We start from the raw sequence: 24,602 nt of genomic DNA, 5'->3' as shown, positions 1-24,602 counted from the left end.
GTGACATGGTGGGCTTACCGTAACCGGAGTTCGACCGGCGGCCATCCCCGCCGGACACGCTCCACAGACGCAGCGCTCCGACGTGCGGCGTCGCCCGGAAGGACCACACCGCCGTGACCCACACCCCGCCCACTGCCGCGACGCCCGCCGCCGCGACCCTGCGCCTCGACGATCTCGTCACCCGAGCGCGCCGGCTGGTCGACTCGGGCGAGCGTCGCGTTCTCGGGCTCACGGGCACCCCGGGCGCGGGCAAGTCCACCGTCAGCGACGCGTTGCTCGCCGCTCTCGGCGCCGACGCCGTTCTCGTCGGCATGGACGGCTTCCACCTCGCGAACGAGGAGCTCGTACGGCTCGGCCGCCGGGACCGGAAGGGCGCCCCCGACACATTCGACGTCGAGGGCTACATCGCTCTGCTCGATCGCATCCGCGCCGGCCGCGCGGTGTACGCCCCGCGCTTCGACCGCGACCTCGAGGAGTCGATCGGCTCCGCGGTCCTCGTCCCGGCCGACGTCCCGCTGGTCATCACCGAGGGCAACTACCTGCTGCACGACGCTCTCGGGTGGGATGCCGTGGCATCCCGTCTCGACGAGGCCTGGTTCCTCGACGTCGACGCCGACGCGCGCCGCGACCGCCTCGTGGCGCGCCGCCTCTCGCACGGCCACCCCCGGGAAGAGGCTGTCGCCTGGGTCCGCGACGTCGACGAAGCCAACGCCCTCATCGTCGAGCGGGGCCGCCACCGCGCCGATCTCGTCATCACCGTCACCGACGCTCCCAGCCGGATCGTCGGACATCACGAAGGAGCTTCCTCATGAGCACCACCACGACCACCCCGGTGCTGCAGGCGCGGGGCCTGTCGCGCCAGTTCGGATCCGTCCGCGCCCTCAACAACGTCGATTTCGAGGTCTACCCGGGCGAGGTCACCGCGCTCATCGGCGACAACGGCGCGGGCAAGTCCACGCTCGTGAAAGCGCTGTCGGGAAACCTCGCGGTCGACGAGGGCGAGATCCTCTTCGACGGCAAGCCGATCGACATGTCGAACCCGCAGGTCGCGTCGTCGCTCGGCATCGAGACCGTCTACCAGGACCTCGCCCTCGCCCCCCACCTCGACCCGGTGCAGAACATGTACCTGGGTCGGGAGATCCGTCGCCCCGGGCTGGCCGGTGCTCTCGGCTTCATGAAGACCAAGGACATGGCCAAGGCCTCGCGCGCCGCGTTCGACGAGCTGGGTGCCACGGTCCGCAGCCTGACCTCCCCCGTCGGCGAGATGTCGGGCGGACAGCGCCAGGCCATCGCGATCGCCCGCGCGGTGCACTGGGCCTCGCGCGTGGTCTTCCTCGACGAGCCGACCGCCGCGCTCGGCGTGCGTCAGACGAAGAACGTGCTCGAGACCATCCGCCGGGTACGTGACAAGGGCATCGCCGTGGTCTTCATCTCGCACTCGATGCCGCACGTGATCGACGTCTCCGACCGCATCCAGGTGCTGCGCCTGGGCACCCGCGTCGCCAACATCGACGCGAAAGACACCTCCATGGAAGAACTCGTCGGGCTCATGACCGGCGCCGTCACGAAGGACGACCAGAAGTGAGCACCACGACTCCCCCCACCGAGACCGTCGCGATCGGCACGTTCGACGACAACCAGAAGGTCAACCCGGTCCGCCGGATCCTGCGCACGCAGGCCTTCCAGATCCTCCTGGTGCTGCTGGCCATCATCATCGTCTTCAGCATCATCGCGCCCGAATCGTTCGCGCAGTGGACCAACTTCCGCCTCATCATCCAGAACGCCTCGATCCTCGCCGTCCTCGCCGTCGGCATGACCTACGTGATCATCACCGCGGGCATCGACCTGTCCGTGGGATCGGTCCTCGTGTTCTCCGGCGTCGTCTCGGCCATCGTCATGCGGGCGATGGGCGGAGAGGGCTGGGGCGTCGCGACCGTCGGCATCCTCATCGCGATCCTCAGCGGCGTCTGCTGGGGACTGCTGAACGGGTTCCTCATCGCCAAGGCCAAGATCCCGCCGCTCATCGTGACCCTGGGCTCGCTCGGCATGGCGCTGGGTCTCGCACAGATCCTCACGGGCGGCGTCGACATCCGCGACGTCCCCACCGTGCTCACCGTCTCGATCGGCTACGGCAACGTGTTCGGCAGTGTCCCGATCATCAGCGTCATCGCTCTCGTGGTCGTCGTGATCGGCGCGATCGTGCTGCACTTCACCCGATTCGGCCTCTACACGCTGGCCGTCGGCTCGAGCGAAATCGCTGCCCGTCGCGTCGGTGTCAAGGTCGACGCTCAGCTGATCAAGATCTACACGATCTCGGGTGCCCTGGCCGGGCTCGGCGGCATCCTGTCGCTCTCGCAGTTCTCGACGACAGCGATCGCCGGTCAGTCACAGACCAACCTCAACGTCATCGCCGCGGTCGTGATCGGCGGCACCTCGCTCTTCGGCGGGGTCGGCACGATCATGGGCACGGTCGTGGGCCTCTTCATCCCGGCGGTGCTGCAGAACGGCTTCGTCATCACCGGTGTCCAGCCCTTCTGGCAGCAGGTCGCGGTCGGCGCGGTGCTGATCGCCGCGGTCTACGTCGACCAGGTCCGCCGCTCGGCCGCCATGCGCGGCAACACCCAGAGCCTCTGGCGCAAGTTCGTCAGCGGAGGTCGGCGCGGCTGAGCCGCGGCGGCATCCCTTCCCCACCCACACAACACCCCACAACCCGAACCAAGAAACGGTGATCACAATGAAGTGGAACAGCAAGGCGACCGCACTGACGGTCTTCGGCATCGCAGCGACTCTGACCCTCGTGGGCTGTTCGGGCGGAGCCTCCTCCGGTGGAGCCTCGGCCGGCGCAGACGGCTACAAGATCGCGTTCGTGCAGGGCGTCGCCGGGGATGAGTTCTACATCTCCATGCAGTGCGGCATCGAAGCCGAAGCCAAGGCCGAAGGCGCCACCGTCACCACCCAGGGCCCCGAGAAGTTCGACCCGACCCTGCAAAAGCCGATCGTCGACGCCGTGGTCGCGTCCAAGCCCGACGCGCTCCTCATCGCACCCACCGACGTCTCCGCCATGCAGGCGCCCATCGCCGCGGCCGAAGCCGCCGGGATCAAGGTCGTCCTCGTCGACACGACCCTGGAAGACCCCTCCGGTGCCGTGTCGCAGATCTCCTCCGACAACGAAGGCGGCGGAGCCGCGGCGTTCGAGGCGATCCAGAAGGCCAACCCGAACGGCGGGAAGGTCCTCGTCGTCTCCACCGACCCGGGTGTGTCCACCACCGACGCCCGCGCGCAGGGCTTCGAAGACGCCGTCAAGAAGGACAGCAAGTTCTCCTCCGTCGGGGTGCAGTACTCGCACAACGAGCCCTCCACCGCCGCGGAGATCGTGACGGCGGCCCTGCAGAAGGACCCCGACATCGTCGGCATCTTCGCCGCCAACCTCTTCGCCGCCGAGGGCTCCGCCACCGGTGTCCAGCAGGCCGGCAAGCAGGGCGCCGTGACGATCGTCGGGTTCGACGCCGGTCCCGCCCAGGTCAAGGCCCTCGAAGCCGGCACCGTCCAGGCCCTCGTCGCCCAGGAGCCCGCCACCATCGGCGAAGACGGCGTCAAGCAGGCCATCGCCGCCCTGAAGGGCGAACCCACCGAGGAGAAGATCCAGACCGGATTCACCATCCTCACCAAGGACAACATCAACGGCGACGGCAAGGACGCGGTCTACAAGTCCAGCTGCTGATCAACCCCGGATGCCGGGACCCCGACGCACACGCCCAGGGTCCCGGCATCCACCCCCTCCCGCCCGGAGGCTTCGACAAGCTCAGCCACCGGACTCCCGCAACGCAAGCTCCCTGAGCCCGTCAACGGGACCGGACCCACCGCCCGGAGGCTTCGACAAGCTCAGCCACCCGACTCCCGCAACGAAGGTCCCTGAGCCTGTCGAAGGGACCGGACCCACCGCCCGGAGGCTTCGACAAGCTCAGCCACCCGGCTCCCGCAACGACCGAGCTCAGCCACCGGGCTCGCGCAACGCAAGGTCCCTGAGCCTGTCGAAGGGACCGGACCCACCCCTTCCACCCACACGGAGCCCCGCATGACCGACCTCACCGCCGCCGCCCTCCCCTCTCTCGCGGCGAACGTGTCCGTCCCGACGTACGACCGCTCGGCCGTGCGGTCGCGCATCGTGCACTTCGGCGTCGGCGGGTTCCACCGGGCGCACGAGGCGATGTACCTCGACCGCCTGCTCGAGGCGGGCCATACGGACTGGGGCCTGTGCGGCGTCGGGGTCCTCTCTTTCGACGCCGCCATGCGTGATGCCCTCTCCGCGCAGGACGACCTCTACACGCTCGTCACCACCGCTCCCGACGGCTCTTCCGCAGGCCGCGTCATCGGCTCCATCGTCGACTACCTCTTCGTCCCCGACGACCCCGAGGCCGTCGTCGCCAAGCTCGCCGACCCCGACACGGCGATCGTCTCGCTCACCATCACCGAGGGCGGCTACGGCATCGACGACGCCACCGGCACCTACGCGCCTCGCGACGAGGCGACGCTCGCCGACCTCGAAGGCGCTCTGCCCCCTCGCAGCGTCATGGGCCTGCTGACCGAGGGGCTGCGCCGACGGCGGGATGCCGGCATCCCGGCGTTCACGGTCATGTCGTGCGACAACATCCAAGGCAATGGTCACGTGGCCCGTGCGGCGCTTCTCGGCTTCGCCGAGCGCCGCGACCCCGAACTCGCACGCTGGATCGCGCGGAACGTCTCGTTCCCCAACTCGATGGTCGACCGCATCACCCCGGTCACCACGGACGAGACGCGGGCCGCGATCGCCGAGGAGTTCGGCATCCGGGACCGCTGGCCCGTCCGCGCGGAGTCGTTCGAGCAGTGGGTGCTCGAAGACGCGTTCCCGGCCGGCCGGCCTCCGTTCGACGAGGTCGGCGTGCAACTCGTCGACGACGTGGAGCCCTACGAGCTCATGAAGCTGCGGCTGCTCAACGCGTCGCACCAGGCGATGAGCTACCTCGGCATCCTGTCGGGGGCGCACTACGTGCACGAGGTGTGCACCGACGACCTGTTCGTGTCGTTCCTGCAGGGCTACATGCACGCAGAGGCCATCCCGACCCTGCGCCCCGTGCCGGGCATCGATCTCGACGCCTACTGCGATCAGCTCATCGCGCGTTTCAGCAGCGAGGCGATCCGCGACACGCTCGCGCGTCAGGTCGTCGACGGCTCCGACCGTCTGCCGAAGTTCCTGCTTCCGGTCGTCCGTGCGCAGCTCGACAGTGACGGACGTATCGACCACGCCGCCCTCGTGCTCGCGGGGTGGAGCGTGTTCCTCGAGGGTCGTACCGAGACCGGCGAAGAGACGCCCGCCGTCGACAGCCGCCTCGACGACCTGCGCGCCATCGTCGCCGACGACCCGATGGCGCTGCTCGACTACGCGCCCGTGTTCGGCGACCTGGGGCAGAACCCGCGCCTGCGCGAGGCCTATCGTGAGGCGCGCACGTCGCTGGCCACCCACGGCGCGCGGGGCGCGATCGCTCGGGTCATCGGCGCCTGAGGCTCGTCCCTCCCGCCGGAGCGCGACTGGTCGGGACGGCGCCGCGCGGCACCCGAGCGGGCCCTACTCCTGGCGACGCCACGCGGCACCCGAGCGTCCCTGGTCGGGGCGGCGCCGCGCGGCACCCGGTCGGGCCACCTCAGGGCGCTGCCACGCGGCATCCGAACGCCCCTCGTCTGGGCGGCGGCGCGCAGCACCCGGTCGCGCCACCTCAGGGCGCTGACACCCGGCATCCGAACGCCCCGGGTCGGGGCGACGCCAAGCCCGAGGGCCCGAGCGCACGGTTCGGGCACCGCGGACGCCCCGCCACGCACGACGAGCCGCCGTCAGAGGCCGCAGGACTCCCGCTCGACGAGCGACACGTCGATGACCGTGACCTCATCGAGGTCGACCCCGGGCTCGGGCTGCAGGCGCGCGAACACCCGCTCGGCGGCGAGCGCGCCGATGCGGCGGGGGTCCTGGTCGATCACGGTCACGGACGGCGTCAGGGTGTCGGCCATGGGGAAGTCGCCGAACCCGACGTAGGGCATCGGCCGGCCCCGCAGAACGTGGGCGAGCGCCATCGACGAGCGCGCGTTCGCCGAGAACAGGGCCGTGGGCGGGTCGTCGATTCCGCGGAGTCGTTCGAGGGCGGATGCCGCGGACTCGCGGTCCGAGACACCCGAGGCGACGAGGCGCTCGTCGACATCGACTCCGGCGTCGCGCAGCGCGCGGCGCCACCCCTCGACGCGCTTGGTCTCGGTGGAGAGGTGCACCATGTCGCCGATGTAGGCGATGCGACGGTGCCCGTGCGAGAGCAGGTGGGTCGTGGCGAGGTGAGCGCCGGCCTCATCGTCCTCGGTGAAGGTGTCGGTGTGCAGCCCGAAGGGAGCGCGGTCGACGAAGACGATCGGGGTGTGCCCCCGCCAGCGTTCGAGCCACGAGTGGTCGGTGCCGACCGGGGCGATCACGAGACCGGTCAGCTGGCGCCCGAGCAGAGACTCGAGGGCGGGACGCTCATCCGCGGGGTCGTCGCCGAGGCTCGTGACGAGGGTCGAGAGCCCGCGGTCGCGTGCGAGATCCTCGACGGCGCGCGCGATCGCGGCGAAGAACGGGTCGACCACGTCGGGGACGGCCACGCCGATCACCGAGGCGCGCCCGGCGCGGAAGGTGGTGGCGAGCGCGTTGGGGACGTAGTTGAGGTCGCGCATCGCCGCTTCGACGAGCGCGCGGGTGTCGGGGAGCACGTGCGGGTCTTCGTTGAAGACCCGCGACACGGTCTTGGTGCTGACCCCGGCGCGCAGGGCGACGTCGCGCATGGTCGTCACAGGGCACCTCCGGGGTCGGGTCGGGCGGCGGATCGGCCCCGCCACCCTATCGCCCGCCCGGCATCGAGCCGGTCCGGCACCGCGTGCACCCGCGGAGCGGCCGCACGATGCGGGGCGGGCGACGGGGTCATCAGCGACCGTCGACGGCGTCGGCGAGCTCGCGCAGACGCGGCAGGGCACGGCCCGAGAGGAGCTCCTCGCGACGGTCGGCGTCGATCGAGAGGCTGTCCTTCCACAGCGACCGGCCGGCCATCGCGCCGGAGGCGCCGTTGGCGACGGCCGTGCGCACCTGCTCGATGAAGGTCTCGTGGTCGACACCGGCCGACAGGACGGCCCACGGCACGCCCTGAGCTGCCTCGGTCACGCGTGCGCTCGCCTCGGCGGAACCGGGGTACTGCAGCTTCAGGATCTTCGCTCCGCACGCCACCGCGAGCGCGGCACCGTCGACGACGAGGTCGGCGAACTTCGCCTTGTACTCCTCGTCGCTCTCGTCGTCGAGCTGGTAGGTGAGCAGTTCGACGATCAGCAGCAGGCCCTCGGCCTCGCAGGCGGCGACCAGATCACGGATCTCCTGCGCGACGCGGGAGTCGGCATCCTGCTTGTCGGGCCGTGTGTACCAGAGCATCTTGGCGACGTCGGCGCCCTGCTCCCGGATCGAGTGCGGCGTGACCCCCGGGACGAAGCGCGTGTACTTGAGGCCCTCGACCGTCTCGGCACCCGAGGCATCGAGACCGACGACGAGGGCGGTGTCGCGGGCGAGCACGCCGTCGTCGACGATCTGCGGCAGCGCGACCTCGGGGTCGAGCAGGATCGCGGGGGCGTGGTTGGCGAGGTGGCGCACGAGGTCGGCCTTCACCTCGGCGAGTTCTTCGCGCGAGATGGCGTCGGAGCCGTTCGGAGCGTCCTTGATGGCGGCCTTCATGCCGTTGCGCTGGTCCGCGGCGACGATGAGCATGTGGCCGTCGGGGGTGCTGATCGACTGGAGCGCGCGGCGCTCGAGCGTGGTGAGTGCGTTCATGATCTCTCTTTTCTGGGGGTCTGTTCGCGCGTCCGGTCGGGATGAGCGCGGCGGGTGGGAAGTCAGGAGGGGACGGATGCCGAGACGAGGCGCCGCGCCATGTCGGCGGCTCCGTACGCGACGTCCTGCTCGCGGGTGGACAGGGACGGATTCGGGAGCACCTCGGCGCGGGCGCGCCGGACGCTGGCCATGCCCGCCCAGCCGCCGGTGAGGGTGGAGTGCGTGGCGGGGGCGACCTCGCGGTCCATGGCGGCGATGAGCTGGGCGATCTCGTCGTTGCTGTGCCGGAGCACGGCGCCGAAGATCTCGGCGGGGCTCGCCTCGGCGTGAAGGGTCAGACGCAGGACGCCGTCGTCGTTGCGGGCGCCGGTGACCTCGATCGCCCCGGCCGGCAGTTCCCCTTCATAGGAAAGGGCCATCACGGCGTCGTCGAGGGCGTCGCGACCCGCGCGATCGCTGATCCCGGCGGCGTGGAGAGCGCGGCGCAGCAGGAGCCCGGTCTTGACGCCCGCGACGAGCACGTGCTTGCCCGGCACGACGTGGCGCACCTCGTTGATGAGCGCGTCGGCGAGGCGCTGGCGTGCGGCGAAGCCCAGGGGCGCGTCGAGCACGCGCAGAAGGACCTCGGCGGTGCCGAGGGAGACGTGGTAGCCGTCGGCATCCAGGGTTCCGTTGGCCTGGGCGGCGACGAGGTGATCGTGGCCGGCGACAGCGAGGGCGGCACCCGCGACGCGGGGACCGAGAGCGTCGGATGCCACGCCCCAGGGCAGTCCGCCTCCGCGCAGCGGCGGCAACAGGTCGGCGTCGACCCCCAGCGCGTCGAGCATCGCGGGCCAGGCCGCACCGGAGTCCTGGTCGATGAGCCCGGTGCGTGAGGCGAGCGAGAGCTCGAGCGCCACGTCTCCCCCGAGGGCGGCGACGACGAACTCGGGGAGGTCGAGCCAACGCAGACCCTGGAGCGACGTGCCCTGGTCGCGCAGCCACGCGAGCTTGGCGACGCTCACCTGGGCGCCGAGGGGCAATCCCGTGCGTCCGGCGAACTCCTCGCGCACGACGGCGGGGAACGCGGCGATCTGCTCCCACCCGCGCGGGTCGAACCACGCGAAGCCCGGGCCGGCGGCGACGCCGTCCGCGTCGATCAGGATGCCGGTCTCGCCCATGCCCGCGACGGCGAGCGAGGTGAGCGGGTCGGCGGTCAGAGGCGCGAGCTCGGCGTCCACCAGATCGATCAGCGCGCGAACTGCGGCGAGCAGATCGCCCGCGTCGATGTCGGTGGTTCCGCCCTCGCCCACACGCCAGGGTGTGGGCACCTGGGCGGCGGCGAGCTCGGTTCCGGCGTCGTCGATGACGAGCATCTTGATGCCCGTGCTGCCGAGATCGATGCCCGCGTGGAGGCGCGAGGGGCCCGTCGCCATGTCACCGGTGTCTTGCATGCGCGGCCGTCCTTTCCGGAACTTCTTCGAGTCCCGGAATTTCGAGCATGACACCGGTGACTTGCTACGTCTATCGTGGAGGTATGCCGTCGCCGTGTCAACTTCCCGATCCGCTCGCCGTCGTCGTCGCCGGGACCGCCGGGAGCGGCAAGAGCACGCTCGGCCGCGCGATCGCCGAGCGGCTCCGGGCGCCCTTGATCGACCTCGACAGCGTCACGACGCCCCTGCTCGACGCCCTGCCTGCGGGGGTGCTCGGCGACCACTGGCTCACCTCGCCGCACGCCGCCGCGATCCGCGCCGGACGCTACGCCGCACTTCGCGCCACGGCGGCGGATGCACTGTCCACGGCCGGCCGCGTCGTGGTCGTCGCCCCCTTCACCGCGGAGCTCGCGGGCGGCGCTGAGTGGGAAGCGCTGCGCGCGGCTCTCGCCCCCGCCGAGCCGCACGTCATCCACGTCGACGGAGACCCCGCGGTGCTGGCATCCCGTCGCGCCTCCCGGGGAGCGTCCCGTGACGCGCACCGCCCCGAAACCGCGCCCGTCGCACCCGCGATCCCGGTGATCACCGTGGATGCGGAACTCTCGACCGCGCAGCAGCTGGCCCGGGTGCTCCCTGCGCTCGGGCTCCGCCGGCCGGTCGACACGAGCGCAGACATCTTTACCCGCGAGTTCGACGCCGTGCTCTTCGACCTCGACGGGACACTGGTCGACTCCACGGCATCCGTCGTCCGCTCCTGGCGCCGGTTCGCCGAGCACTTCGAGGTGTCGATGGAGGCCCTGCACGCCAATCACGGACAGCCCGCGCGCACGCTCGTGGGGCATCTGCTGCCCTCCGACCGGCACGCCGAGGCGATCGCGCACGTCACCGATCTCGAGGTGACGGATGCCGTGGGCCTGCGGCCGATCCGCGGCGCCGCGGAGTTCTTCGCCTCGGTGCCCGCCGAACGTCGAGCAATCGTGACGTCGGGGTCGGTGCCGATCGCGACGGCTCGCCTCGCTGCGGCCGGCTACGCGCAGCCCGCGGTGTTCGTCACGGTCGACGACGTCGTCAACGGCAAGCCGCACCCGGAGCCGTTCCTCACCGCCGCCGCCCGCCTCGGCGTCGACCCGTCACGCTGCCTCGTCGTCGAGGACGCCCCGGCCGGCATCGCCGCAGCACGGGCCGCGGGGTGCGCGGTGCTGGCGCTGACCGGCACCACGGCCGATGAGGAGCTGACCGCCGACCTCGTCGTGGACGGCCTGGATGCCGTGCGGCTCGAGGTCACGGCATCCGGGGCGCTGCGTCTGGCTCCGGCCCCGCCCCTCGTGTGACGACATCGAGCGCAACGGGAACGGCGCGGCTCTCACGTCGTCCGACTGAGCGATCCCGGATGCCAGGACTCGGGCCCTCGGCCTGACTCCCGGCATCCACCCCTCCTCCGTCCACCGATTGCCACGATCTGTCGCCTCCGGCACCCCCGAAGCGACGAACTGCGGCAACCCCCGTCGCGCGGAGAGTCCCCGCGTCCCGGGGTTCCGCCCGACGCGGTCGCCGGTGGGGATCAGCCGATCGGCGTCGGCATCCGTTCGACGTCGTAGCGGACGACGCTGGACTCCCCGGTGGTCTCATCGAGCAGCTCGACCTCCCAGCGGTCGGTGAACTGGTCGACGCCGGCGATCATCGGGATGGTGCCCGAGATGAGGGCGACACCCGCCTGCCGCTCACCGCGCTCGGCGAGCACGTCGAGCCAGTACTGCGGCGACAGCAGTTCGCCCACGCGGCCGTCCTGAATGAGGGTGCGCTCGGTACCCACCCAGGCTCGCAGGCGCAGATCGTCGGCGCGCCCGCCCAGCGACGACAGGCGCCATGCCCGACGCCCGAGCACGTCGGGACCGGCGTTCTTGCTCCACGCCACACCGTGCACCTCGAGGGCGCGGTCGGTGTGGTCGCAGGCCACGGTCAGCAGCACGTCGTCGGCCGCGGGACCCGCGATGACGATGCCCCACTCGGCCTCGCCCGAGGTGCGCTCGTGCTGAGCCTCGACCAGGTCGCCTTGCCGGGCGAGGTAGGACGACACCGGGTACAGCGACGGGATCGTCGTCGGCGCGGGCACCCCGAGCTCCGCGAGTTCGTCGATGTGGTGCCGCACGGCGGCCTGGTCACGACCGGCGTACCCGGCGTTGTACAGGTGCTGCACGTCGACGGTGACGAGGGTGTCCTCGCCGATGATCTCGAACTCCAGAATGCTCACGTCGCCTCTTCTCGGTGTTACGACGAGAGAAAATCTCGCCGTATCGGTTGCGTATACGTCGTGTATACAGCAAGTATGAGGGGAACGGAAACGCACCGACGCGGTTCGCCGACACCAGATGGGACCCTCATGACGAACGTTCGACACGGAGCGCTGCACGGCCGAGAGCACAAACGCTCACTCGCCAAGGCCTACACCGCCAGCCTCACCGGCACCGCTCTGGAGTGGTACGACTTCGCCGTCTACTCCGCGGCCGCGGCCGTCGTCTTTCCGGCGCTGTTCTTCCCCGAGAGCGACCCGCTGACGGGCGCCCTCCTGGCCTTCTCGACCTACGCGGTCGGCTACCTCTCGCGCCCCGTGGGCGGCATCGTCTTCGGCCGACTCGGCGACAAGATCGGCCGCAAGAAGGTGCTCGTGATCACGCTCATGCTCGTGGGCGTCGCCACCTTCCTCATCGGCGTGCTCCCCACCTACGACGCCGTCGGACCGCTCGCCGCGGTCATTCTCGTGCTGCTGCGCTTCGCGCAGGGCGTCGGCGTCGGCGGCGAGTGGGGCGGTGCCGTGCTGCTGTCGAGCGAGTTCGGCACACCGCGACGGCGGGGGTTCTGGGCCTCAGCCGCGCAGGTCGGACCGCCCGCGGGCAACCTGCTCGCCAACGGCGTTCTCGCGGCCCTGACACTCATGCTCACCGACGAGCAGTTCCTGGCGTGGGGTTGGCGCGTCGCGTTCCTGCTGTCGGCCGTGCTCGTCGCGTTCGGCCTGTGGATCCGCCTCGCACTCGAAGACACCCCGATCTTCCGCGCGATCGAGCAGTCCGGCGACCGCCCCGAAGCGCCCGTCCGAGACGTGTTCCGCCTCGAGGGCCGTGGCCTGCTCGCCGCCATCCTCTGCCGGCTCGCCCCCGACATCCTCTACGCGATGTTCACGGTGTTCACCCTCACCTACGGCCTGACACAGCTCGGCATGGACCGCTCGCAGGTGCTCACCGCCACCCTCATCGGCTCCGCGTTCCAGCTCGCCCTCATCCCGCTCGCCGGCTGGCTCAGCGACCTCGTCAACCGTCGCGTGCTGTACGCGATCGCGGCCGTCGCCGCGGCTGTCTGGCCGTTCGTCTTCTTCGTCATGATCGGCGGAGGGTCGCAACCTCTGTTCATCCTGGGTGTCGTGGTGGGCCTCGCGATCCACTCCTTCATGTACGGGCCCCAGGCCGCGTTCATCACGGAGCAGTTCAGCCCACGCCTGCGCTACACGGGCTCCTCGCTGGCGTACACGATCGCCGGCGTGTTCGGTGGAGCCCTCGCACCGGTGATCTTCACGGCACTGCTGAGCGCGACGGGCAGTTGGGTCGCTCCGGCGATCTACCTCGGGGTGGCTGCTGTGCTCACCGTGGTCGGCCTGCTGCTCGGGCGCAACCCCCAGCACGCCGAAGACGAGGAGTATCTCGACGTGCTCGCCTCGTCGCGCGTCGCGTCCTAGCGCGCCGGCGCCTGACCGGCGGACCGATGGGCCGCCGGTCAGGCGGGCCGCGGGGCAACTGGCCGCAGGTGGATGGTCCGCGGGTCGCGACAGGCCGTAGGCCAACGGGCCGCGGGTCTTCCGCCCCTGCCGGGGCGTGCGTCTTAGGAACCGGTCAGAATCGTGCGGAGGGTGATGTTCAGATGGTCGTCTATGGCTTTCTCGGCGGCGGCCTGATCCCCCGCGCGCAGGGCATCGACGATCGCGCCGTGCTCGTGCGTGACGGCCTGCCACCGCGACGGACCGATGCCGAGCGCGGCGATACCGACGCGCACCTGACGCTCGCGCAGCGCCGCATAGCTGCGCGAGAGCAGGGTGTTTCCCGCGGCATCCACGAGCGCCTGGTGGAATTGGCGGTCGAGCTCGATGCACGCCCGGGCCTGTTCGAACGAAAGGCGATCCAAGCCCTCGGTCACGGCCTCCTGCCGACGCATGATCTCGGCGAGCGCCTCGTGCGGAGACACGTGCTGCGACAGCGCCCGCTGCACCGCGAACCGTTCCATCAGGCCACGCATCTCCATCAGCTCAGCGGTCTCGCGCGGCGTCAGCGCCGCGACGCGCGCACCGCGCCGCGGTTCGAGGTCGACGAGCCCCTCCGAGGCCAGGATGAGCAGGGCTTCGCGCACCGGCGTGCGCGAGACGCCCACGGCGTCGGCGACATCCTGCTCATTGATGAAATCACCCTCGACCTCGGGGTCGGTCAACAGCACACGAAGGTGTCCGAGGGCACGGTCGCGGCCGGACCGCGGCTCAGCTGAAGGCATACATCAGGTATACAACACGGGGAGACCCGTCACGAAGGAGACACTCATGCGCATCGCCCTGGCCCAGGTCGTCGCCGGTTCCGATCCCGTCGAGAACCTCGACATCATCGCCCGCGAGACCGAGAGAGCGGCCGCCGACGGCGCCGACCTCGTCGTCTTTCCCGAGGCGGTGATGTGCCGATTCGCCGGCCCCGATCTCGCCGAACTCGCTCAACCGACCGACGGGGAGTGGGCCGGTGAGGTGCGCCGCATCGCCCGCGACGCGGGGGTCACCGTCGTCGTGGGGATGTTCACCCCGGCTGCGACCGCCGATCGCGTGCGCAACACCCTGCTGGTCACCGGCGGGGTCGAGGCGCGGTACGACAAGATCCACCTCTACGACGCGTTCGGATACCGAGAATCGGATGCCGTCGAACCCGGGGAGCACCCCGTCGTCTTCGATCTCGGCGACGTGCGCATCGGGGTGGCCACGTGCTACGACGTGCGCTTCCCCGAGCTGTTCCGCGCTCTCGCCGACGATGGCGCGCAGCTCGTGATCGTCTGCGCATCGTGGGGCTCGGGCCCCGGAAAGCGCGAGCACTGGGAACTGCTGACGCGCGCACGCGCCCTCGACACGACCAGCGTGGTGGTGGCGGTGGGCCAGGCCGACCCGCGCACGATCGGCCGCGACGACGGCGTCGGAGCACCGACCGGCATCGGCTACAGCGGTGTCATCGGAGCCGACGGCGCCGACGTCGTGCGTCTCGGCGACGCGCCCGACACCGTCGTCGTGGACCTCGCCGACGCGCTCGCCGCCGTTCCCGACACCCGGGCGAAGATCCCGGTCCTGGCCAACGGCCACCGCGTCTGACCCCCGTTCCTCCTACGGGGGTGAGGGCTCAGCCGCGGAACGTCAGCCGCGTGGTGGCGACGTCTTCGGCGAGCGAGCGGCTCACCCCCGTCACCGCGCCCAGGAACGCGTCGCGATGCAGGGACAACAGCGTCGTGTCGGTGAGGGCCGTGACGGTCGCGGAGCGCGGGGTGTCGTACAGCAGGGCGATCTCGCCGAAGAAGCTGCCCGCGTCCTGCGTGCGGAGCAGGCGCCCGTCCTGCGTCACCTCGACGCTGCCCGCCTCGATGACGAACAGCTCGTCGCCGTCGTCGCCCTGCGTGACGACCGCGGTTCCGGCCGGCACCTCGACGCGCACGAGCGAATGCGCCAGCGACTCCTGCGTCGCCGGCGTGAGCGAGGCGAACCACGGAATCCGCTGGAGCAGTCCCAGCGACTCCGGTGCCCGCAGGCGGCGGTCCATCTCCCGCATCCGCCGCAGGCTCAGCAGCGCCACAGCCGCCACGGGCACGGCGATCACGACGAGCGACCACCGCAGGCCCACGAGGTCGAGCAGTGGCACCATGGCGAGCGAGCCGAGGGCCTGCGTGGTGATGTAACAGGTGTCGAGGGCGCCGAACACTCGCGCCATCCGGTGCTCGGGCGTCATACGCTGCACGATGGTGTCGAGGTTGATGTCGACGACCGGGTTGGCCGCCCCCACGATCAGCAGCACCGCGATCACGATGCTCACGTGGGGCACGAGCGCGACGAGCAGCAACGGCACCGACCACAGCAGCACGCCGAGGGTCATGTCCCAGCCGAGCCGCTGCCGCGACGCGCGCGCGATCGCAACGAGCCCGCCGACGAGGGCGCCCACACCGAGAACGGCCTCGAGCAGCCCCACCCCCTCGGCGCCGGTGCCGACGATCTGCACAGCGATCACGACGAGCAGCACTTTGGCTGCACCGCCGAGGAAGGTCTGCGCGCACACCTGGCCGGTGACGACACGCAGATCACTGCTGCCGAACACCGTGCTGAAGCCCGCCGACAGCTCTCGCACGAAGCTCCCCGCCTCTTCATGTGCAGCGACGGCCACCGGATTGAGCCGCGAAGGGGGACGTATCAGCACGATGGCGACGACGGCGATCGTCAACGCCACGACGGTGACCCCGAAGACGACGGGCACGCTCGTGACGAAGAGCAGCAGACCGCCCAGGGCCGGTCCGATGAAGACGGCGAGACTCTCGAGGGTCCCGCTGGTGGCGTTCGCGGCGGCGAGCTCACGCGGATGCGCGGCGAGGGTCGGCATCCACGCGCGCTGCGCCGTGCGGAAGGGAGCCACGAGCACACCCGCCGCCCCCGCGAGGATGTACACCGGCCACGGACTGTCGACCTCGGCGACGAGGCAGACGGCGGCGGCGGCGATCACCGCGATCCGGATGCCGAGGGTGATCAGCAGCGTGGTCCGACGCGACAGACGGTCGCTCACCGCCGCGGCGAAGGGAGCGGTGATCGCGGCCGCGGCGAGACGGGCGGCCGTGAGGATCGCGACCGCCGTCGCTCCGCCCTCGCCGAAGGCCCACACCGTCACGGCTGTCGCGAAGGCGAGATCGCCGATCAGCGAGGTGAGCAGTGCGTACTGCATCCGTGCAAGGTTGCGGTTCGCGAATACCGACACGATCGACTCGCGGGTATCGCGGAGCACACCCAGGAGGCGGGCGGCGGGTCGGGCAGTCATCGCGTCACCTCGGCATCGGAGCCCGAGCGTCACCGCCGGGAAACTTTCCCGAATGCTATCGGCCGGCGGTCGCGTCCCTCACGCGGCCGGCGCTTCCGGCCCGGAGCACTCCCGCCCCTAGGCTGAGGGAGTTCGTTGACCGTCCGCTCGCAGAGGAGGCCGTGGGATGCGCTGTACGACGTGCCTCGAACCCGTGGCCGTCGGCGACCTGTTCTGCGCGCACTGCGGATCCTCCCTGGGCGAGTGCGGCGCCTGCGGGTCTCGACTGCCCGCCGGAGCACGCTTTTGCCCAGCTTGTGGGGCGAAAACCGCCGCGGAGGCCGCGGCCGCCGCCGATGGACCCGTTGCGCAACGCCGTGTCGCGTCCGTGCTGTTCTGCGACCTGGTCGGATTCACCACGTTGTCCGAGACACGCGACGCCGAAGACGTGCGGGAGCTTCTGAGCGAGTATTTCACCTCGGCCCGGACGATCATCGCTCGTTACGGTGGGACCGTAGAGAAGTTCATCGGTGACGCGGTGATGGCGGTCTGGGGTGTCCCCACCGCCCACGAGGACGACGCCGAGCGCGCCGTGCGTGCCGGTCTCAGCCTGACCGAGGCGGTCACGTTGCTCGGCGAGCGGGTGGACGTGCCCGGGCTTCGCGCGCGCGTCGGAATCACCACCGACGAGGTGGCCGTCACGGTCGGCGCGGTGGGCGAGGGAATGGTCGCCGGCGACCCCGTGAACACCGCCGCCCGGATACAGGCCCTCGCCCCTCCCGGGAACATCTGGTGCGACCGGACCACCGCCGACTTGATCGCGGCGACGATCGCGACGCGCGCGACGGGTCGCCACGCCCTGAAGGGACGCAAGGGCGGGATCGATCTGTTCGAGGTCGACGCGCCGCTGACCGGGGACGGCGGCGCCGCCCGTCGCAGCCTCGAGGTTCCCCTGGTCGGGCGGCGTCGCGACGTGGCGGTGCTGCGCGAGCTGCTCCACGCGGTCCAGGAGCAGCAGACCCCGCGCATCGCCGTCGTCAACGGACCGGCCGGGGTGGGCAAGTCACGCGTCCTGCGCGACATCGAGGACTATGTCGAAGGCCTCCCCTCCGATGTGCTGTGGCACCGCAGCCGGTGCCTCTCCTACGGAGACGGTGTCGCGTTCGCCGCCCTCACCTCGGCCGTCCGGGTGCGCATCGGCGCGACCGACGGGGACACTCCCGCCGAGGTGCACGACAAGCTGCGCGACGGGCTGCGCACGATCGTCGCCGACGACGGCGAGCGGCAGTGGATCCAGACGCACCTCCAACGGTTGCTCGGGGTCGGCCGACGCGGCGATGACGACGAGACCGACCTCGACGACGCCTTCGCCGCGTGGGCGCGGTGGTTCGAGCTGCTGTCGACGCATGGCCCCGATGCTCCGACGCCCATCGTGTGGATCATCGACGATGCGCATCACGCCGACGCAGGGCTCATGGCGTTCGTCGAACACCTCGTCAGCTCGGTGGCGTTTCCTGGGCTCGTGGTTCTGGTGGCGCGCCCCGAGCTGTTGGAGCGTTTTCCGCGGCTGGCGACCCATCAGCGCGCAACCGTCGTCAATCTCCCGTTGCTGACCGCCGCCGAGATCGAGCAGCTGCTCTCGCTGGTCGTCGAGGACCTTCCCGGAGAGGCGCGCGAAGCCTTGGTGCGCCGCGCCGAGGGCAACCCGCTCTTCGCCGTCGAGACGATCCGCGCCCTGCACGACCGTGCCTTGCTGGAGTCGAGCGGGGCCAAGTTTCCGCGGGCGCCGCTTCGCGTGAGCCACGGCGCCGACCTCGCGATCATCGAACGCATGAGCGCACCCGCCAGCCTGCAAGCGCTGATCGCGAGCAGACTCGATCTGCTCACGGCCGATCAGCGCCGGCTCGTCACGGCGGGGTCGGTGCTCGGGCAGGTCTTCACCCTGGCAGGTCTGCGCTCGCTCACCGGGTTCTCCGAGGCGCAGACGCAGCGCCTCGTCACCGAGCTCGCCGCCCGCGACGTCTTCGCCTGGGTCCGCGACCGTCTCTCCTCCGACGGCGGGCGCCTGTCCTTCCTGCAGCCGTCGGTGCGAGACGTCGCCTACGCGCAGCAGTCGCGTCGGGACCGCGCGGCGCTGCACCTCGCCGCCGTGGAACACCTGCGAGGTGTGAGCGACGCAAACGGAGAACTCGCGGCCGTCATCGCCCAGCACCTCCGCGATGCGCGGACGCTGCTTCCGCCCGACGACGCCCGGCGGGAATCGCTCACCGCGCAGCTGCTTTCGTGGTTGAGCGCCGCGCTTCAGGCTGCCGCCGACGTGGGCGGCGCCGACCAGGTGCTGGCCCTCGGCGCCGAGATCCTCGACCTCGGTTCCGATCCGGCGCTCGAGGTGTCGACCCGCCTCGCCATGGGCGAGGCTGCGATGGCGCAGTCGCGGTTTGCCGAGGTCGCCGACGTGCTCGGGCCGGTCATCACCGGCGCGAGCGATCCCGACGAGCGGGCTCGGGCGGCCGCGCTCGTCGCACGGGCGCACTCCCTCGACGGCGATACGGCACGTCAATGGCAGGTGCTCGAACCCTTCCTCAATGAGGAGAGCCTCGCACCGCTCCGGCCCGAGACGGCCGCGTCCATCGCGCTGCGGATGATGCTGTGGTTCGAGACGCACGCTGAGTGGACCGAGGCCCTGATTTGGCAGGACCGCATGGTGACGTTCGCCGAGCGCAGCGGTCAGCCCGCCGTCATGGCATCCGTCCTCAGCTACGTGGCACAGTCGAGCAGCTTGCGCGGCCACCGCGTGATCGCCCGTGAGCTGCGCCGACTCGCGGTCGACTACGCCCGCGATCATCACCTGACGGCGCAGCTGTCGTCGTGCCTGCTCGTCGCCCACGCGTTCGAACTCGAGGAAGACCTCGAGTCGGCGGTGCAGATCGGCCAGGAGGCGCTGACCGCGGCGATCGCGGCGGGACACGGGCCCACGAAGGAGCAGGCCGTCGCCAATCAGGCCCTGGCCCTGAGCACCCTCGCCCGGTGGGACGATCTCGACGCGCTCGTGGCGGCCCACCCGGTGATCGAGGACTGGATCGCCGAGATCACGATCCGCGTGCAGCGCGCACTGGCCGCCGATGCCCGAGGCGACCGGACCGCAGCGCTCGCCCTGCTCGACACTCCCCTGCGCGAGGACGCCGAGGGCCTCAGTCGCCTGTGGGTGCTCGCGCCCCGCGCCGTGCAGCTGTACCTGCAGGGTGACATCGATGCCGCCCTCGATCTCGCCGAGGAGCTGCTGTCCACCGCGTATCTGTATTGCCGGCTGGTCGACGAGTTCCCCCACCATCTCGGTATGGTCGGCCCCTGGTTCGTCGAGGCGGGCCAACGTGACCGCCTGCGCGATCTGATCCGCCCCGCGCTCGACGCGGAACCCGCCGAGCGCTCCCCCCTCCTGAACGCGTGCCTCACCCGCTTGTTCGAAACGGCGTGAGACGCGGGCGGGCGCCGCAGGGCGACGCCGCACCCGGGCCTCCCGCTCGCTACCGCGTCGCCCGCTCCAGCAACTCCAGCACGTGCACGTACGACTCCCCCGTGGCCTTGGTCATGCCGAGCTCGCACGTGCGGTTGCACGACGCGTGCGCGTCGGCGGCCCACCCCGCCACCTCGGCGGCCTCCGGGGCGGTCGCCGCTTCGGTCAGTTCCGGGTGCAGCATGCCGCGGTCGCCCGCGTAGGCGCAGCAGCCCCACGCGTCGGGCACGCGCACCTCCGAAGCCACGGCCTCCCCCACCGCGCGCAGCGCCGGGTCGATGCCCAGCTGCGTCGACGAACAGGTCGGATGCAGCGCCAGCAGATCGGCCACCGGCGTCGGCGCGAGACGCGGAAGAAGAACGGATGCCGCGAAGGCCACGGCATCCACGACCTCCACGCCCTCGTCGCGGAGGGTGGAGGCGAAGCCCTCCGTGCAGCTCGACGCGTCGCAGACGACCGGTAGGGCACCGTCGCGGGAGGCTTCACGCACCGCGGCGCGGACGCGCGCCGACATCGTCTCGTGCCCCTTCGCGTAGCCCTTCGACGACCAGGGCGTGCCGCAGCACAGCGCATCGATGCCGTCGGGTACCACCGCCGCGACACCCGCGCGCTCGAGCAGGCGCGTGAACGCCGCGGTCGCGCCGATGCCGTCGGCGGGGCCGAACATGCTGCCCACGCAGGCCGGGAGGAAGACCGCGATCGGCTCGACCCCCGAAGAACCGACGACGGACCCCAGCGCCTTTCGCGACGCCCCGCCTGCCGGCAGCTCCGCCGAGTACCGCGGCACGGTATCCGTTCCGAACACCGCGCGCGCGGCATCCGTCGCCGTCCTCACCACCGGCGTCGGCACCTTCGAGGCGACCGAGAGCGCCACGGACCCCGCCCGCGTCACCGCGCCCCATCCGGTCGCCGCCGCCGACCATCCGGCGGCGAGCACCGGGTTGGCGTCCTCGCGGCGGAAGCGCTTCATCAGCGTCCCGGTGTTGATCAGCACCGGGCACGCGGTCTGGCACATGCCGTCGACCGCGCACGTCTGCACGCCGTCGTAGTCGTAGTCGTCCTGCAGCTCGGCGGCGAGCGCCCCGTCGCCCCTCTCGCGGGCCGCCGTGGAAGCCCGCCGCACGACGATCCGCTGCCGCGGGGTGAGGGTCAGCGACCGGCTCGGACACACCGGCTCGCAGTACCCGCACTCCACGCAGCGGTCGACCTCGGGCTCGATCGACACGGGCGTCTTGAGATTCCGCAGGTGCGCGGTCGGGTCGTCGTCGATGATCACGCCCGGATTCAGGATGCCGCTCGGGTCGAGCAGACGCTTGAGCTCGACCATCACGTCGTACAGTTCGTCGCCGTACTGCCGACGCACATACGGGGCCATCGCGCGCCCCGTGCCGTGCTCGGCCTTGAGGTTGCCCCCGGCGTCGAGCACGAGGTCGACCATCGCGTCGGTGAAGCCCCCGAAGCGGCCGAGGGCTCTCGCGCCCTCGAATCGGTCGGTGAGCATGAAGTGGATGTTGCCGTCTTTGGCGTGGCCGAAGATGACGCTGTCGTCGTAGCCGAAGCGCGCGAAGAGTTCCTGCAGCCCCTTGCAGGTGTCGGCGAGACGCTCGACAGGCACGACCACGTCTTCGAGCAGCGCCGTGGTGGCCGAGGGCCGGGCGCCGGCGACCGAGGCGTAGAGGCCCTTGCGGAATTTCCACGCGGCGGCGCGGTCGGCTGCGTCGCTCGAGAAGACGGCGGGGTCGAGCAGCGGCTGCTCCCCCAGCACGCGAGCACCGGCTGCGGCGAGATCGCGCAGCGCGGAGGCATCGTCGGCGTGATACTCCACGAGCAGCGCCGCCTGCGTCGTCGCCTCGAAGCCGTGGATCGCGGCGGGCGTGCCGGCCAGACGCTGGCCGACGCGGAGGGACGTGGCATCCATCAGCTCTAGCGTCGCCGCGCCCGTCGCCACCAGCGCCGGAAGCGATCGGGTCGCCGCGTCGAGCGTGGGGAACACCGCGAGAGTGGTGGCGATCGCGGGGCGGATCGGCACCGTGCGGAACGTCGCCTCGGCGACGAACGCGAGGGTCCCCTCCGAGCCGACGACGAGGTGCGCCAGCAGGGCCGCCGGGGTGTCGAAGTCGAGGAAGGCGTTGAGTGCGTATCCCATCGTGTTCTTCATCGCGAACTGCCGCTCGATGAGAGCGACGCTCGCGGCGTCGGCCACGACGCGGGAGCGCAGACGCATGAGCCCTTCGACGAGGGCGGGTTCGCGGTCGCGCAGCAGCGCGTCGGCGTCGGGCGCCGCGGTGTCGACGACGGTTCCGGATGCCAGCACCAGCACGAGTCCGTCGAGGGTGCGGTACGAGTTCTCCACCGTCCCGCACGCCATCCCGCTGGAGTTGTTGGCAACGACGCCGCCGATCGTGCACGCGGCCTCGCTCGCCGGATCGGGGCCGAGGCGATGGCCGTGCCGCGCGAGCCGTGCATTGACCTGACGCACCGTGGCGCCGGGCTGCGACCGCACGCGGCGGCCGCCGTCGAGCACGTCGATACGGCCGAACCCCTGCCGCACGTCGACGAGCAGCCCCGCGCCCGAGGACTGGCCCGACAGGCTCGTGCCGCCCGAGCGGAACGTCACCGGGGTCCGCGAACCCGTGGCTGCGCGCAGGATCGCGCCGACCTCGGCCGCGTCGGCGGCGACGACCACGGCCTCGGGGGTCAGCAGGTAGTGCGAGGCGTCGTTGGCGTAGGCGACGCGGTCGATCGCGCGCGTGCGGATGCGCGAGACGTCGGCGACGGCCGCGGTGACCTCGGGGGTGACGGTGCTCATGCGGTCGCTCCGGCGGTGGACGTGCCCGCGGAGGCCGAAAGTTCCCCCTCCGGAGTGAGCACACGCGCGAGATCCGGCTCGGTCTCGACGAGGGCCCGGATGCCGAGCGGCGGCCCCGCGACGACGGTCGAGGCGTGCGCGACCGCGTGCGCCCCCCACTCCGCGGCGCTCGCGGCCGCGACAGCGAGCGGGTCGGCACCCGCGGCGGACGCCGCCGGTGCACGCGTGAGGCCGAGCAGGAAGCCCGCGAGGGCGGCGTCGCCCGCACCGGCGGTGTTGGCGACGTAGGGGGCGTCGGCGCGCGCGAACACCGCGCGGTCCGCGGTCACGGCGAGCAGGCCATCGGCGCCCATGCTCGCGAGCACCGTCACCACACCACGCGCGACGATCTCTCGCGCCGCCATCACGACGTCGCCGAGGGTCGCGAGCGGACGCCCCACCGCCGCGGCGAGTTCGTCGACGTTCGGCGTGAGCAGGTCGATGCCGGCCGGGTCGGCTAGGAGCGCGTCGAGGGCCGCACCGCTCGTGTCGACGGCGACCCGGGCGCCGAGTTCGCGCGCGACCGCCCGCACGACCCCGAGGTCGACGAGTGAACCCGTCCCCGCGAGCTCTGGCACGCTCCCCGAGATCACGAGCCACGGCTCGGTGCGCGCCGCCAGTTCCGCGCGGAGCGTCTCGATCGTGGCCTCCCACGCCTCGGGCGACAGGGGCGGAGTGGGGGCATTGACCTTCGTCGTGGCCCCCTCGGCATCGATGACCGAGGTGTTCACGCGCGTCGCGCCCGGCACCTCGACGATCCGCAGCAGAGGAGCCGTGAGCCCGCATCGGGCGAAGCGCACGTCGTCGGCGCCGAGCACGACCACGGCGGCGGTGTCGGCTCCCCCGGCGGCGAGGGCGGCCGAGACGTTGACGCCCTTCCCGCTCACCTCGCGCGTGTAGCTCTCGGCGCGGGTGAAGGTCCCTCGGCGTAGGGCGGTGACGCGATACGTGGCGTCGATCGCCCCGGCGGCGGTGAGCGTGACGATGCCGGTCATGCGTCCACCCCGGTCGCGACGTTCCGGGTGATCACGTTCCCCGTGATGACGTTCCCCGTGATGACGTCGAGGAAGCGATGCACCTCCTCGGCGACCGCCGCCCGTCCCGGAGCGAGCCAGCGGCGGGGGTCGATGGCATCCGGGTCCCGCTCCAGCTCGTCGCGGACGGCCGCGGTCAGCACCGTACTGAGGTGCGTGCCGATGTTGATCTTGCGCATTCCGGCGCGCACAGCGCCATCGATCCCGGCGTCGGCGACCCCGCTCGATCCGTGCAGCACGAGAGGCACGGACAGGGCTTCGGCGAGCTCGGTGATGAGCCGCTCGTCGAGTCGCGCGCTGCGCTCGCGCATGGCGTGCTCGCTGCCGACAGCGACGGCCAGGGCATCGACGCCGGTGGCGGCGACGAAGTGGACGGCCTCGGCGACATCGGTGCGCACCCCCGGAGCGTGCGCGCCCTTGCCGCCGATCTCGCCCAGCTCGGCCTCGACCCAGGCGCCGACGGCGTGCACACGGGCGGCGACCTCCGCGGTGCGCTCGAGGTTCTCGGCATCCGACAGATGGGCGGCGTCGAACATCACCGAGCGGATACCGACGGCCAACGCCTCGTCGACGAGCGGCTCGTCAGTGGCATGGTCGAGGTGCACCACGACGTCGACGCGGGCGCTCTCGGCCAGGCGCAGGGCCGCGGAGGCGGCCGGGGCCAGCCCGCCGTGGAACGCGATGGCGTTCTGCGACAGCTGCAGGATCACGCCCGTCCGCGCGGCCTCGGCCCCGGCGACGATCGCCTCGGCGACCTCGAGGGTGATGAAGTTGAAGGCCCCGACCGCGCGGTGCGCGGCGAGCAGTTCGGGCATATCGGCCAGCGGCACGGCGGCGTCTCTCTCGTTGGAGGTGGTACGAGCCCGGTGGCT

18 protein-coding genes are annotated in these 24,602 nt (G+C 71.4%); 9 read left to right on the top strand and 9 right to left on the bottom strand.

Annotated elements, in window-relative coordinates; translation table 11 throughout:
* Positions 1-113 precede the first annotated feature (113 nt).
* The 5 genes from QE388_RS09295 (at position 114) to QE388_RS09275 (ending at position 5,539) form a co-directional block, all read left to right on the top strand.
* Positions 114-812, top strand: coding sequence for a nucleoside/nucleotide kinase family protein (locus QE388_RS09295; RefSeq protein ID WP_307384931.1), 699 nt, complete (start codon positions 114-116; stop codon positions 810-812).
* Entirely contained in the window at positions 809-1,585 is a 777-nt protein-coding gene (locus tag QE388_RS09290) for an ATP-binding cassette domain-containing protein (protein ID WP_058595733.1), read from the top strand. The genes QE388_RS09295 and QE388_RS09290 overlap by 4 nt, the downstream gene beginning before the upstream one ends.
* Positions 1,582-2,667 (top strand): ABC transporter permease, encoded by a 1,086-nt coding sequence (locus QE388_RS09285; protein WP_307384930.1) that lies wholly within the window; start codon positions 1,582-1,584, stop codon positions 2,665-2,667. Before QE388_RS09290 ends, QE388_RS09285 begins: the two co-directional genes overlap by 4 nt.
* A gap of 67 nt (positions 2,668-2,734) precedes the next feature.
* The gene (locus tag QE388_RS09280) at positions 2,735-3,721 is read left to right on the top strand and encodes an ABC transporter substrate-binding protein (protein ID WP_307387104.1); all 987 of its coding nucleotides are present in this window, start codon (positions 2,735-2,737) and stop codon (positions 3,719-3,721) included.
* A 354-nt stretch (positions 3,722-4,075) separates the two neighbouring features.
* Complete coding sequence (locus QE388_RS09275; RefSeq protein WP_307384929.1) at positions 4,076-5,539, top strand: mannitol dehydrogenase family protein; 1,464 nt, start codon at positions 4,076-4,078, stop codon at positions 5,537-5,539.
* 326 nt (positions 5,540-5,865) lie between these two features.
* Here QE388_RS09275 and QE388_RS09270 read toward each other — a convergent pair whose 3' ends face one another.
* The 3 genes from QE388_RS09270 to QE388_RS09260 all read right to left on the bottom strand — a co-directional run bounded on the left by QE388_RS09270 (position 5,866) and on the right by QE388_RS09260 (position 9,297).
* Positions 5,866-6,837: a LacI family DNA-binding transcriptional regulator gene (locus tag QE388_RS09270; protein WP_307387102.1), complete on the bottom strand. Its 972-nt coding sequence runs from the start codon at positions 6,835-6,837 to the stop codon at positions 5,866-5,868.
* Between the two features lie 139 nt (positions 6,838-6,976).
* Entirely contained in the window at positions 6,977-7,864 is an 888-nt protein-coding gene (locus QE388_RS09265; RefSeq protein WP_307384928.1) for a hypothetical protein, read from the bottom strand.
* 62 nt (positions 7,865-7,926) lie between these two features.
* Positions 7,927-9,297, bottom strand: a complete 1,371-nt coding sequence (locus QE388_RS09260) for an FGGY family carbohydrate kinase (protein WP_307384927.1) — start codon at positions 9,295-9,297, stop codon at positions 7,927-7,929.
* Between the two features lie 83 nt (positions 9,298-9,380).
* Here QE388_RS09260 and QE388_RS09255 point away from each other — a divergent pair, with 83 nt between their 5' ends.
* Positions 9,381-10,607 (top strand): HAD-IA family hydrolase, encoded by a 1,227-nt coding sequence (locus QE388_RS09255; RefSeq protein ID WP_307384926.1) that lies wholly within the window; start codon positions 9,381-9,383, stop codon positions 10,605-10,607.
* A 230-nt stretch (positions 10,608-10,837) separates the two neighbouring features.
* On the opposite strand, the gene QE388_RS09250 is transcribed toward QE388_RS09255, so the two are convergent.
* The gene (locus QE388_RS09250) at positions 10,838-11,527 is read right to left on the bottom strand and encodes a DUF2848 domain-containing protein (RefSeq protein ID WP_275796268.1); all 690 of its coding nucleotides are present in this window, start codon (positions 11,525-11,527) and stop codon (positions 10,838-10,840) included.
* A gap of 129 nt (positions 11,528-11,656) precedes the next feature.
* Here QE388_RS09250 and QE388_RS09245 point away from each other — a divergent pair, with 129 nt between their 5' ends.
* Entirely contained in the window at positions 11,657-13,003 is a 1,347-nt protein-coding gene (locus QE388_RS09245) for an MFS transporter (protein ID WP_307384925.1), read from the top strand.
* A gap of 143 nt (positions 13,004-13,146) precedes the next feature.
* Here QE388_RS09245 and QE388_RS09240 read toward each other — a convergent pair whose 3' ends face one another.
* On the bottom strand, positions 13,147-13,806 hold the full coding sequence (locus tag QE388_RS09240) for a GntR family transcriptional regulator (protein ID WP_275799788.1): 660 nt from the start codon (positions 13,804-13,806) through the stop codon (positions 13,147-13,149).
* A 46-nt stretch (positions 13,807-13,852) separates the two neighbouring features.
* Here QE388_RS09240 and QE388_RS09235 point away from each other — a divergent pair, with 46 nt between their 5' ends.
* Positions 13,853-14,656, top strand: coding sequence for a carbon-nitrogen hydrolase family protein (locus tag QE388_RS09235; protein WP_275799789.1), 804 nt, complete (start codon positions 13,853-13,855; stop codon positions 14,654-14,656).
* Positions 14,657-14,684: 28 nt separating this feature from the next.
* Here QE388_RS09235 and QE388_RS09230 read toward each other — a convergent pair whose 3' ends face one another.
* On the bottom strand, positions 14,685-16,355 hold the full coding sequence (locus QE388_RS09230; protein ID WP_275799790.1) for an MFS transporter: 1,671 nt from the start codon (positions 16,353-16,355) through the stop codon (positions 14,685-14,687).
* 166 nt (positions 16,356-16,521) lie between these two features.
* Between QE388_RS09230 and QE388_RS09225 the strand changes: the two genes are divergently transcribed.
* On the top strand, positions 16,522-19,809 hold the full coding sequence (locus QE388_RS09225) for an adenylate/guanylate cyclase domain-containing protein (protein ID WP_275799791.1): 3,288 nt from the start codon (positions 16,522-16,524) through the stop codon (positions 19,807-19,809).
* A gap of 49 nt (positions 19,810-19,858) precedes the next feature.
* Here QE388_RS09225 and QE388_RS09220 read toward each other — a convergent pair whose 3' ends face one another.
* The 3 genes from QE388_RS09220 to QE388_RS09210 are packed head-to-tail and all read right to left on the bottom strand — an operon-like array spanning position 19,859 to position 24,560.
* Positions 19,859-22,657, bottom strand: a complete 2,799-nt coding sequence (locus QE388_RS09220; protein ID WP_307384924.1) for an FAD-binding and (Fe-S)-binding domain-containing protein — start codon at positions 22,655-22,657, stop codon at positions 19,859-19,861.
* Complete coding sequence (locus tag QE388_RS09215; protein WP_275799795.1) at positions 22,654-23,691, bottom strand: 1-phosphofructokinase family hexose kinase; 1,038 nt, start codon at positions 23,689-23,691, stop codon at positions 22,654-22,656. The genes QE388_RS09220 and QE388_RS09215 overlap by 4 nt, the downstream gene beginning before the upstream one ends.
* Entirely contained in the window at positions 23,688-24,560 is an 873-nt protein-coding gene (locus tag QE388_RS09210) for a class II fructose-bisphosphate aldolase (protein WP_307384922.1), read from the bottom strand. Before QE388_RS09210 ends, QE388_RS09215 begins: the two co-directional genes overlap by 4 nt.
* Positions 24,561-24,602: the final 42 nt, after the last annotated feature.

The sequence above is a fragment of the Microbacterium sp. SORGH_AS_0969 genome (assembly GCF_030818255.1).
Lineage (GTDB): Bacteria > Actinomycetota > Actinomycetes > Actinomycetales > Microbacteriaceae > Microbacterium.
Note: the sequence above shows the minus strand (reverse complement) of the source record. Positions and strands in the feature narration are given on the sequence as shown.

Bases quoted from the DNA above. Each gene is read 5' to 3' on its own strand.
- QE388_RS09290 (WP_058595733.1), top strand. From the start codon at position 809: ATGAGCACCACCACGACCACCCCGGTGCTGCAGGCGCGGGGCCTGTCG.
- QE388_RS09280 (WP_307387104.1), top strand. From the start codon at position 2,735: ATGAAGTGGAACAGCAAGGCGACCGCACTGACGGTCTTCGGCATCGCA.
- QE388_RS09275 (WP_307384929.1), top strand. From the start codon at position 4,076: ATGACCGACCTCACCGCCGCCGCCCTCCCCTCTCTCGCGGCGAACGTG.
- QE388_RS09270 (WP_307387102.1), bottom strand. From the start codon at position 6,837: ATGCGCGACGTCGCCCTGCGCGCCGGGGTCAGCACCAAGACCGTGTCG.
- QE388_RS09265 (WP_307384928.1), bottom strand. From the start codon at position 7,864: ATGAACGCACTCACCACGCTCGAGCGCCGCGCGCTCCAGTCGATCAGC.
- QE388_RS09260 (WP_307384927.1), bottom strand. From the start codon at position 9,297: ATGCAAGACACCGGTGACATGGCGACGGGCCCCTCGCGCCTCCACGCG.
- QE388_RS09255 (WP_307384926.1), top strand. From the start codon at position 9,381: ATGCCGTCGCCGTGTCAACTTCCCGATCCGCTCGCCGTCGTCGTCGCC.
- QE388_RS09245 (WP_307384925.1), top strand. From the start codon at position 11,657: ATGACGAACGTTCGACACGGAGCGCTGCACGGCCGAGAGCACAAACGC.
- QE388_RS09240 (WP_275799788.1), bottom strand. From the start codon at position 13,806: ATGCCTTCAGCTGAGCCGCGGTCCGGCCGCGACCGTGCCCTCGGACAC.
- QE388_RS09235 (WP_275799789.1), top strand. From the start codon at position 13,853: ATGCGCATCGCCCTGGCCCAGGTCGTCGCCGGTTCCGATCCCGTCGAG.
- QE388_RS09230 (WP_275799790.1), bottom strand. From the start codon at position 16,355: ATGACTGCCCGACCCGCCGCCCGCCTCCTGGGTGTGCTCCGCGATACC.
- QE388_RS09225 (WP_275799791.1), top strand. From the start codon at position 16,522: ATGCGCTGTACGACGTGCCTCGAACCCGTGGCCGTCGGCGACCTGTTC.
- QE388_RS09220 (WP_307384924.1), bottom strand. From the start codon at position 22,657: ATGAGCACCGTCACCCCCGAGGTCACCGCGGCCGTCGCCGACGTCTCG.
- QE388_RS09215 (WP_275799795.1), bottom strand. From the start codon at position 23,691: ATGACCGGCATCGTCACGCTCACCGCCGCCGGGGCGATCGACGCCACG.